Annotated in this window: 14 protein-coding genes and 1 pseudogene; 11 read left to right on the forward strand and 4 right to left on the reverse strand. The window is 54.2% G+C overall.

Annotated features, from left to right (window positions below; genetic code table 11):
* Positions 1 to 21: 21 nt before the first annotated feature.
* The gene (gene gstA / locus EKL30_RS18205; protein ID WP_126708674.1) at positions 22 to 636 is read right to left on the reverse strand and encodes a glutathione transferase GstA; all 615 of its coding nucleotides are present in this window, start codon (positions 634 to 636) and stop codon (positions 22 to 24) included.
* 133 nt (positions 637 to 769) lie between these two features.
* Here gstA and EKL30_RS18210 point away from each other — a divergent pair, with 133 nt between their 5' ends.
* The 4 genes and pseudogenes from EKL30_RS18210 to EKL30_RS18220 all read left to right on the forward strand — a co-directional run.
* Complete coding sequence (locus EKL30_RS18210) at positions 770 to 1,708, forward strand: LysR family transcriptional regulator (protein ID WP_126708675.1); 939 nt, start codon at positions 770 to 772, stop codon at positions 1,706 to 1,708.
* A 24-nt stretch (positions 1,709 to 1,732) separates the two neighbouring features.
* Entirely contained in the window at positions 1,733 to 1,897 is a 165-nt protein-coding gene (locus EKL30_RS19520; protein WP_199748604.1) for a hypothetical protein, read from the forward strand.
* 69 nt (positions 1,898 to 1,966) lie between these two features.
* The gene (locus tag EKL30_RS18895; protein WP_158618442.1) at positions 1,967 to 2,116 is read left to right on the forward strand and encodes a hypothetical protein; all 150 of its coding nucleotides are present in this window, start codon (positions 1,967 to 1,969) and stop codon (positions 2,114 to 2,116) included.
* A gap of 460 nt (positions 2,117 to 2,576) precedes the next feature.
* Positions 2,577 to 3,373: pseudogene (locus EKL30_RS18220) on the forward strand (methyl-accepting chemotaxis protein); the annotation flags it as partial.
* A gap of 68 nt (positions 3,374 to 3,441) precedes the next feature.
* Here the strand turns inward: EKL30_RS18220 and EKL30_RS18225 are convergent.
* Both EKL30_RS18225 and EKL30_RS18230 read right to left on the reverse strand, forming a co-directional pair.
* Complete coding sequence (locus EKL30_RS18225) at positions 3,442 to 4,044, reverse strand: cytochrome c (protein ID WP_126708676.1); 603 nt, start codon at positions 4,042 to 4,044, stop codon at positions 3,442 to 3,444.
* 4 nt (positions 4,045 to 4,048) lie between these two features.
* Positions 4,049 to 5,263, reverse strand: a complete 1,215-nt coding sequence (locus tag EKL30_RS18230) for a sorbosone dehydrogenase family protein (protein ID WP_233583254.1) — start codon at positions 5,261 to 5,263, stop codon at positions 4,049 to 4,051.
* A gap of 335 nt (positions 5,264 to 5,598) precedes the next feature.
* Between EKL30_RS18230 and EKL30_RS18235 the strand changes: the two genes are divergently transcribed.
* On the forward strand, positions 5,599 to 6,228 hold the full coding sequence (locus tag EKL30_RS18235) for an ATP-binding cassette domain-containing protein (protein ID WP_126708677.1): 630 nt from the start codon (positions 5,599 to 5,601) through the stop codon (positions 6,226 to 6,228).
* A 151-nt stretch (positions 6,229 to 6,379) separates the two neighbouring features.
* Here EKL30_RS18235 and EKL30_RS18240 read toward each other — a convergent pair whose 3' ends face one another.
* Positions 6,380 to 7,018, reverse strand: coding sequence for a class II aldolase/adducin family protein (locus EKL30_RS18240; protein WP_255414715.1), 639 nt, complete (start codon positions 7,016 to 7,018; stop codon positions 6,380 to 6,382).
* Between the two features lie 487 nt (positions 7,019 to 7,505).
* On the opposite strand from EKL30_RS18240, the gene EKL30_RS18245 reads away from it, so the two are divergent.
* From EKL30_RS18245 to EKL30_RS18270, 6 genes are all read left to right on the forward strand, one after another.
* Entirely contained in the window at positions 7,506 to 8,039 is a 534-nt protein-coding gene (locus tag EKL30_RS18245; RefSeq protein WP_233583256.1) for a curli production assembly/transport protein CsgE, read from the forward strand.
* Entirely contained in the window at positions 8,040 to 8,504 is a 465-nt protein-coding gene (locus tag EKL30_RS18250) for a curli assembly protein CsgF (protein WP_199748605.1), read from the forward strand.
* 50 nt (positions 8,505 to 8,554) lie between these two features.
* Positions 8,555 to 9,439 (forward strand): CsgG/HfaB family protein, encoded by an 885-nt coding sequence (locus EKL30_RS18255; RefSeq protein ID WP_233583258.1) that lies wholly within the window; start codon positions 8,555 to 8,557, stop codon positions 9,437 to 9,439.
* Positions 9,440 to 9,538: 99 nt separating this feature from the next.
* On the forward strand, positions 9,539 to 10,237 hold the full coding sequence (locus tag EKL30_RS18260) for a hypothetical protein (protein WP_126708680.1): 699 nt from the start codon (positions 9,539 to 9,541) through the stop codon (positions 10,235 to 10,237).
* 142 nt (positions 10,238 to 10,379) lie between these two features.
* Positions 10,380 to 10,688, forward strand: a complete 309-nt coding sequence (gene csgH / locus EKL30_RS18265) for a curli-like amyloid fiber formation chaperone CsgH (protein ID WP_126708681.1) — start codon at positions 10,380 to 10,382, stop codon at positions 10,686 to 10,688.
* 289 nt (positions 10,689 to 10,977) lie between these two features.
* Complete coding sequence (locus EKL30_RS18270; protein WP_126708682.1) at positions 10,978 to 11,565, forward strand: response regulator transcription factor; 588 nt, start codon at positions 10,978 to 10,980, stop codon at positions 11,563 to 11,565.
* Positions 11,566 to 11,657 lie beyond the last annotated feature (92 nt).

Consider the following 11,657-nt stretch of genomic DNA (forward strand, 5'->3'; position numbering starts at 1 on the left):
TTTGCGGAGCGGATGGTGTTATTAACCGGCTGTCAGCAGACCCTCAGCCTTCATTGCTTCTTGCACTGCCGAGTGTGATGCAACACGCTTGAGAAATACAGATAAATGCACATAATCCGAAAGATCCAGCCCGACATATTTGGACCAGCCCGCTACCGTGAAGAGATAGGCGTCCGCGGCAGTAAGGTTGTCACCGGTAAGGTAGGCGCCGCTGCGCAGCTGGCTCGACACCCATTCAAATTTCTTGCGCAAGGATGCGACGAAGACTTCCTTGGCCGATGTGTTCAGCGCCGGATTGAACAGCGGGCTGAACGATTTGTGCAGCTCGGAAGTGATGTAGTTCTGCCACTCCATCACACGATAGCGTGCCATCGATCCGGCGGCAGGCATAAGGTCTTCGCGGCGTGCACGGTCGGCTATGTATTGCGCGATAACAGGTCCCTCTGAAAGCCGTTGGCCATTCTCAAGTTCCAGCATCGGCACATACCCTTTTGGATTGATCGTGTAAAAGTCAGCCCCGCTTTCGGTGCGATGCGTACCTGTGTCGACCTTGGCCAACGTGTGCGGCAGTTTGGTTTCGCGTAATAGGATATGCGGCACGAGCGAGCAGGCACCTGGCGAGAAATGAAGTTTCATTGTTTGTCCTTAAAAAGTTAGCTTTCAATGTCGCTGAAGCAGAGGCGTATCAGCATCAAGGCCACAGTTTATTGATGCTATGATCAATAATAAATATCAGTCCAGGCAATTTATTTAATACACCACGTAATATATGAGACGCCATTTCCAAGACGTCCTGGTGGGAAGCATTGAGCTTTTCTGTGCAGCCGCCGAATGCGGCAGCTTTACCGCTGCGGCCAATGTAGTCGGCGTGACGCCGGCTGCCGTTAGTCGCTCCGTATCGCGGCTGGAGGCGCGTCTCGGCGTGCGTCTGTTCGTGCGTACGACACGCCAAGTCAATTTGACTGACGATGGGCGCCGCTATTTCGAACAATGCAGACAAGCACTGGCGCAGTTGGTCGATGCTGAACGTGCACTGACCGGACGGCAAATCGTGCCTTCGGGTGTGCTGCGAATCAGCGTGCCGACGACCTACGGGCACCATCGCGTACTTCCGTTGCTGCCAGGATTTCATGCCCTGTATCCGGAGATACGGGTTGACGTCCACGTCAGCAATCGCAATATCGATTTTGTCGACGAAGGTTACGACCTCGCCATACGCGCCCGTGCGCCGGCCGACTCCACTTTTATCGCCCGCAAATTGGAAGACGCGGAGCTTGTCGTCGTGGCGGCGCCCGAATACCTTTCGCGGGCGGGCATTCCAGAGTCTATCGCCGCACTCGCGCAGCACGACTGCATCAACTTTGTACTGCCCAGCACGGGTCGTCCGGTTCCCTGGCTATTCCGCGAAAAAGGAAAAACACTCGACGTGGCAACGACCGGCAATTATTGTCTTTATGAGGACGTGCTTTCCGGTGTGACATTGGCGCGCAGCGGCGGGGGCCTGTTTCAGGCCTACCGATTCACGGTCGAAGAAGATCTGCGCAGGAAAACGCTGGTCGAAGTGTTGTCTGCGCAAGGCGGCTGCTCGCGCCCGTTTTCAGTGATTTATCCTCATGGCCGGCACCTGTCTTTGAAAGTAAGGACATTCGTGGACTTCCTGCTTGAGGCCTGCCGCGCCAAGGCATACGTCGATGGCCGCTTAGCATAGTAAAGTGCGGCAAATCCCAATTCCATGGTCCCGGCAATCATTGACCGCGATTTTGTCCTGTGGGCATCAAATACGATTTGCCGCTACCTATGCAACAAGAATCGAGCGGCCGTGGTGTCCGGCGATCGTCGACTATTACGAGCGCTTGAGCGAACGCCCGGGCTTTCGTGCATTCGGCCGCAACGGTGAACCTTAAGCCTGGTTTCGAAAACGCAAAGACTCTTGCTCCTGGCCGCATTCGCAGCCAGGCGCGCTCGCATGATTATCTCGGCGGATAGCACTACCCTGGGAATGATGCCAGCCCCGGCGTTGTCGAACCGCTCGGGCCTGAAAGCGGGCTTGCATCGAAACCGGAAAATTGCCGAAGCGTTCGACATATATCGCAGTGGTCCGTTAGCCCTGCTATGACGTGCTTCACATGTCCAACGCCTTCAAAGTCCATAAGCCGATCTCATAATAATTATTCCACCTTCAGCACCCTCTGATGCTAAGCGAAATCATAAGCGCACACCACTAACCCAGCCGCCCACAGCCTTCAGGCTACCGGCCAATATCGGGCGCTAGTTGCTGGGGTAAAAACCAATGTCAGTATGCGACGCCGCCGTTAAACGACTAACGCAAAAGCCAACGCTTGCTTGAACCCAGAGCAGCAGACCGCAGGTCGCTCGCTTTTGCGGTAAGCAAGGCGCAGTTTAATTATTTTCATCCCTCAATGTCCATGAAAGCGTGCCGTTAACAACACTCACACTGCGTATCGGATGTCATCACGCTGGCGTCCGAGCAGATCATGCCGGCGCCGGCAAATGGCGCGAAACCACATTACCCAAACCACATCACCAAATCAATTACAGAGAGAAGCGTTTTCTGCTCATGGTTACTGACAGCCGGCATCACACGGCCTATTCGCGAAGCTGTCGATATTGCCGAAGCCGTGGCAAGCGGCGATCTAACCCGATCCATTGCCGTTTCAACCAATGATGAGCTGGATGCGCTGCTGAAGGCACTAAAGAACATGAACGACTGTCTGGTGACTATCGTCAGCCAAGTGCGCATCGGTACCGACACCATCGCCACCGCTTCGAGCCAAATCGCAGCAGGCAATCTCGACCTATCGTCGCGCACCACACAGCAGGCCAGTTCGCTCGAAGAAACCGCATCATCGATGGAAGAACTTTCCGCGACCGTAAAGCAGAATGCCGGCAACGTCCTGCAGGCCAATGAACTGGCGGTCTCGGCTTCGAACGTTGCCGTCAAAGGCGGCGCCGTAGTATCACAAGTTGTCGACACGATGGGCTCAATCAATGACTCGGCCAAAAAAATCGTGGACATCATTGGCGTCATTGACGGCATTGCCTTCCAGACCAATATCCTCGCGTTGAACGCGGCGGTGGAAGCTGCGCGCGCAAGATGGACCAAGTGACCCAGCAAAACGCATCGCTAGTGGAAGAAGCCGCTGCCGCTGCCGAATCGATGCAGGATCAAGCCGACAATCTCGCGCAAGTCGTCAGCGTGTTCAAACTCGACGGCATGCGGACCACGACGGTTGCGTCTCGAACTGAGGCGCAGCGCCATGGTGTCAACATCACAGCGTTAGCCACGAACGTTGCTCCAAAGGCGCGGAACGCGATTGCTGCCCATCAACAACAACGCATCACGAACATGTAGCCTGCTGCCGGCGACATTGACAAGCTTGTGTAAAGGTACGGTAATGCGGTGCCGGGTTATCCCTTGCGTCAAGGCGTCGTTCTCGACATAAAATATGCAAGTGCCTTGATGTCGTCGTCGCTGGCGCCATACAGTGCCGCCGCCATGATCGTGTCGCGTCCCACCGCCTGGTTCGACTTGAACTGCCGCATGCTTTGTAGCAAGTAGTCCTCGCGTTGTCCTGCCAGCCGCGGCATCTGTTCACGCCCCACGTAGTTGGGCAGGTGACAAGTGCCGCAACGCATCTCGCGCGCAAGCTTCTCGCCCATAACATACAGCGATTGCTGGCGGTCCGCAGGCGGGCTTGTCAGGGGCAAGGCAGCATAATGCGTGGCCATGGCCGTAAGCTCCTCATCTGTCACGCCGTCCAGCACACCCTGCATAATGGGGATGTTGCGCATACCTTCCCGAATCATCACCAACTGGTTCTCGATGAAAATCTTGGGTTGGCTCGCCAACGACGGCACACCCTCTTGTTGGGAATTGCCGTCAGCCCCGTGACACGCGACGCAACGCATCAGCTTCGCGCTGATATTTTGCGCTTGCGCCCCGGACGTCAGGCCGCTGAAGAAGGCGGCCAGCAGGACCGCCTTCCAAGACAACAAAGCCCCGAAACTAAATGACAAATGCATACGCTTACTTGCTGTAGCTTATGCGGTAAATGGCACCGTTCTGCTCGTCGGATACCAGCATGGCGCCGTCGGGCATCTGCATAAGATAAGCGGGACGGCCCCAGAAGGACTGGTCCGCTTCATTCATGAACCCGGTGAGAAAAGGCTCGACCTTGGCGTTCTTACCATCGGCATCCGCCTTGACCATCACCACGTCAAAGCCGGTTTTCTTGCTGCGATTCCATGAGCCTTTGCGTGCCGCCAACAAGGCATTGCGGTATTCAGCAGGAAACATGTCGCCGGTATAAAAGGCGACGCCCAGCGAAGCGGCATGGGGCCCCATCAGTGCCACGGGCTGCTCCACGCCTTCGCAAGCATCGGCCTTATTGATGTCCGGATCAGCCACATTGCCCTGATGGCAGTACGGGAAGCCGAAGTTAAGGCCCGTCTTGCTGATACGGTTCAACGTATCGTTTGGAACGTCGTCGCCCATCCAGTCGCGTCCATGGTTGCTGAACCACAGTTCCTGGGTTGCTGGATGCCAGTCAAAGCCTACGCTGTTGCGCACGCCTTGGGCAAGCACCTCCATGCCGGAGCCATCGGCGTTGTAGCGGCGAATCTGCGCATATTCTTGAGTGGGCAGTTCGCATATATTGCAAGGCGCTCCGAACGGAACGTAGAGCTTACCGTCAGGACCGAAAGCGATGTATTTCCAGTTGTGGTGCTGCTCGGGCGGCAAGCTGAACTTTTCGGTCATGTCCACTGGCGCCGCAGTGGGGTTCTTCTCGATGCCGTCGTAGCGCAACACCTTGTCGATGGCCATCACGTATAAAGAACCATCTTTGAAGGCAACGCCTGCGGGTTGATTCAGTTTGTCCGCCACCGTGCGCACGCTGCGCGAACCGCCCGCGTCAGTCACTTCATAGACGCGACCTATGCCGCGGGTGCCGACATAAACCTTGCCATCGTCGCCGCGCGCCATCGCGCGTCCGCCCGGCAAGCCGGTCGCCCAGATCTCGGCTTTAAAGCCGGCCGGCATACTCAGCTTATCGATCGGAATCTCTGACGCAGGCGTGACCGTCAACTTACCGGCCATGGGCGCCAGAGTGGACGAAGACATGCTGGCCGGCATGCCCTGCTTCCATGCGGGGGCTGGCGGTGTCTGCGCCCAGGATGCCGTGGCTGCGGCAGCGAATGTCAGAGCAAGCGTGCCGCGACCCAAAGATAGTAGGTTTTTCAAGTTTGTCTCCAGTTGTCGTTATAAATTATTCTTCTTGCAAACACGGTTGATTCTATCTACCGTCTTTACGGTCGACCAGCCCAATACGTCGTAGGCGATGTTACTGAAGCATCTTCACTGCGTTGACCATTGAAGTGTATGAAAACGCGCAATAGAAATGCTGTCTCGTCGAACTTGCACGTTGCCAGCGCGGGGATCTTTCCTATCAGAAGGTTTCGAAAGCGATTACCACATCAACAATTCAAGATGCGTCACCTTTTCACCTGAAGGGGGGTAATTGGCTCCGTTTGGTATGAGATCTAGCCGCGCGCCGCATTCATGCGTACACTTGCCGCATGCTACGCATCGACAATCTCAGCAAGCGCTATGGTGACCATCTACTATTCCAGGGGCTGACTCATACGTTCCCGCCTGGATGCGTGGCGCTATGCGAAGAAGGCAGCACCGGCAAATCCAGTTTGCTCGGCATCATCGCGGGCGTGATCGCGCCGGATGCAGGAGACGTCTGGATCGACGGACATTCGCTGATAAAAACTCCGCTTCAAGCCAAAGCCCGCATGGCCTATATTCCCGATAATTGCTTGGCGATTCCGAAGCAAACGGGGCGCAGATTACTCGAACAAGTCGCCTTGGAAAAGAACACAATACTCGACGATGCCGTGCTCGATGTGGCATACAAATTGGGGCTGGAACCGCATCTGGACAAGCGCTTCGAACAGATGTCGACGGGGACGCGCCGAAAGGTCTTCCTGACGGCCGCCGCCCTGGGTCAGCCAGCTGCCGTCATCGCGGACGGCCCCAGCGACGGGTTAGACGCGCGGGCTCGGGCTGTGCTCGCCGCACAGTTCAAGACCTGGTCCCGGGATCGCGTCGTGCTATTCGCCAGTCACGATGCCGAATTGGTCCAAGCCTGCGGAGCAAGCACAATCAATGTCGCCGCGCTGGATGCGCTCCACAGGTCTTAAGGCATGCGCTGAATTTCCGTAGGGTGATATGCGGAGCCACCCGTGAGCGCTCATGCAGTCAACTAAACCGGCAACCATCCAATTCCGCACCATGGCCATGGGCCCGAATAGTGCGTCACCTTGGTCCGCCTTGTCGGTGCGAGATATGAGCCTACTGCTTATAGCTGTCGTCCTTCCTATCGAGCATTCTTATTAACGCTGCCCATTCCGTTATTCCATAGGCCTTGCGCTCACCAGGGTGATCAGCGCAAGACTGGACGCTTAGCTGATCGTTGGTCGACGCGATGATAGGCTCAGATGGAACTATCAATTCGGTGTTGGCCGCCATCGCCTTAAGTTGAATGGCGCACGCGCGCTGCAGCCGGTAAATGTTGTTGAATGCCTCTTGGACTGTAGGACCAGCCGCTAAAAGGCCGTGATTACGCAGAACCATAACGTCGGCGTCCGCCATATCGGCAATTAAGCGCCCGCGTTCGCCCTTACTCAATGCAACAGCTTCGTGGTGATGATAGGGGACCTGTCGGAACCGCATGGCTGTCTGGGTAAACGGCAAAAGCCCGCGCTTCATCGTGGAAACTGCGACGCCATCTATTGTGTGGGTGTGAATGGCGCACTCGAGATCTTTTCTGGCGCTGCGAAGCGCATTATGAATAATGTACCCCGCCTTACTAATGGAATAGCTTGTCCAGGGGTTATAGAGGACATCACCTCCCAGATCAACCCTCAAGAGCGAGGATGCCGTGATCTCGGAATACATAACGCCGAGTGGATTAAAACCGTACCTGGCGATATCTCGCCACTAGCCGCTAGCCCGTTGGGTAATTAACGCGACCAGCCCAATGTAAGCTCGCCTAAATCCGCATCCAAAACTTTTCCTCGAGTCGGCCGTCGTTCATATGGACGATGCGAAGGAATAAGGCTAAAAAAGACTGGATGTAACCGGCTCGGGGTTCTTTCCTTATTGGTAAGCCGGCACAAAGTCCACGATCTCTGTGGCCTGAAACTGCTATGCCATCTCCCTCGTCGACTTCCGCCATTCGGCCTAATAAGGGTTGCTACTCCCAGACGTAAAGCGGAGCGGATCGTAGGCTGTATTCCGCATGTATCGATCAGCGTAGGACCTTAAGATATCCCCATGCATTTCGTTTCTTTCGTTAAAAAAAGAATCAAATGTGTAACAACAAGAAGCGGGGGAAAAAGACCACTAACGAACTGGCACACCCCGCCGTAACGCCTAACGAAAATAAATAACGTGACTGCGGTTGGGAGAGGATTAGATGCGTCTGTTCGAGGTAACCCTGGCAGGGTCTATTGCCTTTGCGCTGTGTAGCTTTGCTGCTTATGGCGCAAACCCTTCGGTGACCAGGGATGTACCCGAAAAATTAATAGCACGCAAGGACCCTGGGCAGAAAACCCGCGTTGATGGTCCGGCCGGAACCAGTGGCATACCGGGCGTCACTGGCGGCAGGAAAAGTGTTTTTGATGACCCCCTTGCAGGTGTTGTCGTCAATCGCACCATAACGGTACTTGGCAAAGATTTTTATCAGCACTTCACCTCTCGTTGGCGCGAAAAAGACGTTGGCAGCCAATTCACGATTTCCATTCATGAGCGCCCGTCGGCACGCTTTGGCAGTGAAATCTGGGTGCAGTTCCGACAAAAACGTATGTTCCACACGTTTTTGCCACCCGCCCGCGCAGCGACCAAAAAAATCAGTGCGATGGCAGTAGAGACGGTTTACCAGAATATCAATAACAGCGAAGTCGAACGCATTATGGTCAAAAGCCCTGATCTTGGGCCTGAGGAGATGTAAATGAAAGGAGCAATCGTGTCAAAGAAAAACGAATACCGCCTGCGTAGCGCCCTGTTTTTTGCGTCATGGGCAATGCTCAGCCAAGCTGCGGCAACCGAACTGGTTTATTACCCGTTGAATCCATCATTTGGCGGCAGCCCCTTAAACGGACCTGTCCTATTGAATTCAGCTTTGGCTACAAACAAGCATACCAACCCCGACATGGGCGCCGAGGAATTCAAAGAGAAGACACCGGCGCAATTGCTGAATGAATCGATTGAGCGCAATGTCATAGGCCGGCTCTCCAGCGCGGCCAGTTCGCAGATTATGGATGCCAATGGAAACTTTGTACCAGGTCGGTTGGAAACCACTAATTTCGTCATCAATGTTGTGGTGTCGCCAGCAAACCCCAATGATCTGACCGTCACGACAACCGACAAGTTGACAGGCGCGTCCACGATCTTCCATGTGAGTAATCCAGCATGAAGCGCGGCCTGGAATATAGCAACCGGTATGCGGGCATTTCACGAATTGGCATGACCCTGCTCCTATGCAGTTTGTTAGGTGCATGTGCTGTTCCTAGTACTCCGGTAGCCGTTACCGCCTCGGCGAAACTGACTCCACCAACCCCTTCATCGCACGACTTGCGCAAGCTGCCACCGCCGAAAGGCAAGGTAGTGGTCGCAGTTTACGGATTCCGGGACCAAACCGGCCAATACAAGCCTCAACCAGACAGCTCATTTTCGACGTCAGTGACACAAGGTGCAGCGTCAATGCTGGTCAAAGCCTTGAAAGAATCGGGATGGTTTACACCGGTAGAACGGGAAAGCTTGCAGGAACTTTTGACCGAAAGGCGGATTGTGCGGGCCTTGGACGGATCCCAGAACAAGGATGCCCCGGAAATTAATATCCCGGCTCTGGTGCCAGCATCGGTTCTTATCGATGGAGGAATTATTTCCTACGAAAGCAATGTACGTACAGGCGGCTTGGGGGCACGCTTCCTGGGGGTCGGTGTGTCGACTCAATACCGTATGGACCAAGTGACTATTGGTCTACGCAGTGTCGATATAAGAACAGGACAGGTACTGCAAACAGTATCCACTACCAAGACCATCTACTCGTATGAAGTGCGCCCCAGCGTCTATAAGTTCGTGAACTTCAAGGACTTGCTCGAGATCGAGGCCGGCGTTACCGGTAACGAGCCGGCACAACTGTGCGTAAAAGAAGCCATAGAGGCAGCTGTTCTGCACCTAACCGTTCAGGGGCTAAAGGACAGAAACTGGATGCTGAAAAATGAAAGCGACTGGAATCTGCCCATTATCCAGGAATACCTCCGCGAAGAGAATAACTACGCGAGATATCCAATTACTGACCCCACTGCAGAAGCTACCAAAACAGCCGCTGTAGCAATCTCAAACTGAACGTCCGACCAGTAAAACGTGGGTTGTACGGAAACCCGGTTCCAAAGACCGCCGGGCCCGAAATTAAAAAATGTGGTCTTTACCTAGAGGAGAAATACAATGAGCATCAAACTGTCTGCAATCGCCCTTGGCATTACCTTGGCCTACGGCGCCACCGCAGCCATGGCCACCGAACAGGCAACGATCTGGCAAGGTGGCTGGGATAACCTCGCGCAAATTGAACAGTACGGGGCCGATTTATCCGTGGCTAAGATTAGCCAGGACGGAATCCGCAACGATGGGTTCATCAGTCAAAACGGTGTTATTAGTAGCGAAGCCGAAATCAAACAAACCGGCAACATCGGAACTGCAGTTATCGATCAAAGCCGGCATGGCAAGGGCAGCTATCAAGTTGCTTATATCAACCAGATTGAAGGCTGGCACAACGTGGGCGGTGTAACACAAAGCGGCAGCCGGGTTGATGCACATATCGTCCAGAGTGGTAAAAATAATAGAGCAGATATTGAGCAATACGGCGGGGGCAAGGGGCGTGACCGTGCAACTGTCAGTCAAAACGGACGCCATAACGAGACCGATGTCATCCAATCCGGCAATGATCTTATCGCCACCGTTACGCAGGCAGGCTGGGGCCATGATGCTACGTTGACCCAAACCGGCCAGAATCTTCGGGCCGACATTAACCAGTCTGGCGTAAACCACGAAGCGACCATTACCCAATCCGGCTCAAACAAGATCGCAACGATTACGCAGTCGGGCGGTTACAACAACGTCGCATCCATCATGCAGAGCAGACGCTAAAACGACATAAGGGCACAACACCTCGAGGATCGCGAATAGGTATGACGCTTGCTCGCGAAGATGTAAACGATTGCACGACGTTTACCTAAAGGAACGCGTTGTGTAATCGCCACGCCGGATTAATTAATATGGGGGAACAGCAATGATCGCAGACAACGATATACAGGTGTGGCTGGAAACTTTTGCCAGGGCTCAACCGACCGTCATCGTGCCATACGTGAAGAGCAGCGAGAATATGACGCTGCGCTACAAAGTGCGTACGACCAAAGAGGGGGATGGCGGTAAGTCGGTAATGGGACAGGGCGGCATAGTAAGCACTGTAGCAAATGTTCCCGTCGCCTTGTCGCGGATGTCGTTGAATCGTTCCCCGAATGACCAGTGCAAAATAGATTTGGTCTTATCTCAGGCCGGAGTCCCCGACCGAAGTTACCATTTCGATTGCCCGAATTAAGCTAGCACCAAATAATTTAGTCAGTTAGGGTAAAGACTTACGGCACATTACTAAGGTAAATGAATACTTGCATATTGTGTCGGCTACCCATACCATATAAAACGTAATGATTCAGATGAATCATTTTGTTTCGCCAGGTGCGAGACTTGACAGTTGGCTGAATATACTGCGACAAGTCGTGGATGTTGATTGCCCTGTTGTAATGCAGTAAGGGCAGTAACGCTCTAAGACCTTAAGCGGGCACTTCAGCCTCCTATCGACGCTCGCAGCGCCGAATTTAGGAAAACGAATGCCGATTATTATTGTCGTCGAGCCCCATCCCTTGCTCAGGCTCGGCATCTTGCAATTGCTTTCAGACGTCGCGCCGGGCGCGACGCTTGAAGGAACAGACTACGCCCATCTTTCAGGGGAACATCCGAACTCGCGCGAATGCAATCTGCTGTTGTTGTCGGTCTCGTCAATGGAAGACATTTACGAACTGACAACCGCCGCAGATCGAGCCTATTCCCCGAAAGCCATGTTGCTGCTTTCGGAAAGCAGCGAGATGCCAAATTCGCTAAAGGGCCTGCCCCATTCTGTTGCAGGGTATGTTCCCAAGAACGTCCCACCCGAAGTGTTGCAGGCTTCGGTACGGCTAGTACTGGCGGGAGGAAGTTGTTTCCCGTTACGGCCTAATGTCAGCAAGGTGCCACAGTCCCTCGTACCACTGTACGAACCGGTTAAATGGCCGCCTCCTGCGGAAACCAAGACCAAGATCGCCCCGCCTGCAAATTCGGAATGCCAAATGCTAGGCCTTACTCCCCGGCAATACGAAGTATTGGTATTGTTGGCGCGTGGCTATCCGATGAAAAGTAAGCGTCCGCCGAACACACATTGAATCGGGCTTCAGATTTCGTCAGTATGCATTTCTCCACTACTCGATCGTGGAGTAGTTCAACCCAGCAGGTGGAGAAATGCGCACCATGGAAC

The organism is Candidimonas sp. SYP-B2681, from assembly GCF_003971065.1.
GTDB lineage: Bacteria > Pseudomonadota > Gammaproteobacteria > Burkholderiales > Burkholderiaceae_B > Pollutimonas.

Bases quoted from the DNA above. Each gene is read 5' to 3' on its own strand.
- gstA (WP_126708674.1), bottom strand. From the start codon at position 636: ATGAAACTTCATTTCTCGCCAGGTGCCTGCTCGCTCGTGCCGCATATC.
- EKL30_RS18210 (WP_126708675.1), top strand. From the start codon at position 770: ATGAGACGCCATTTCCAAGACGTCCTGGTGGGAAGCATTGAGCTTTTC.
- EKL30_RS18250 (WP_199748605.1), top strand. From the start codon at position 8,040: ATGAAAGGAGCAATCGTGTCAAAGAAAAACGAATACCGCCTGCGTAGC.
- EKL30_RS18255 (WP_233583258.1), top strand. From the start codon at position 8,555: ATGACCCTGCTCCTATGCAGTTTGTTAGGTGCATGTGCTGTTCCTAGT.
- EKL30_RS18245 (WP_233583256.1), top strand. From the start codon at position 7,506: ATGCGTCTGTTCGAGGTAACCCTGGCAGGGTCTATTGCCTTTGCGCTG.
- EKL30_RS18270 (WP_126708682.1), top strand. From the start codon at position 10,978: ATGCCGATTATTATTGTCGTCGAGCCCCATCCCTTGCTCAGGCTCGGC.
- EKL30_RS18225 (WP_126708676.1), bottom strand. From the start codon at position 4,044: ATGCATTTGTCATTTAGTTTCGGGGCTTTGTTGTCTTGGAAGGCGGTC.
- EKL30_RS18895 (WP_158618442.1), top strand. From the start codon at position 1,967: ATGATTATCTCGGCGGATAGCACTACCCTGGGAATGATGCCAGCCCCG.
- csgH (WP_126708681.1), top strand. From the start codon at position 10,380: ATGATCGCAGACAACGATATACAGGTGTGGCTGGAAACTTTTGCCAGG.
- EKL30_RS18235 (WP_126708677.1), top strand. From the start codon at position 5,599: ATGCTACGCATCGACAATCTCAGCAAGCGCTATGGTGACCATCTACTA.
- EKL30_RS19520 (WP_199748604.1), top strand. From the start codon at position 1,733: ATGGTCCCGGCAATCATTGACCGCGATTTTGTCCTGTGGGCATCAAAT.
- EKL30_RS18260 (WP_126708680.1), top strand. From the start codon at position 9,539: ATGAGCATCAAACTGTCTGCAATCGCCCTTGGCATTACCTTGGCCTAC.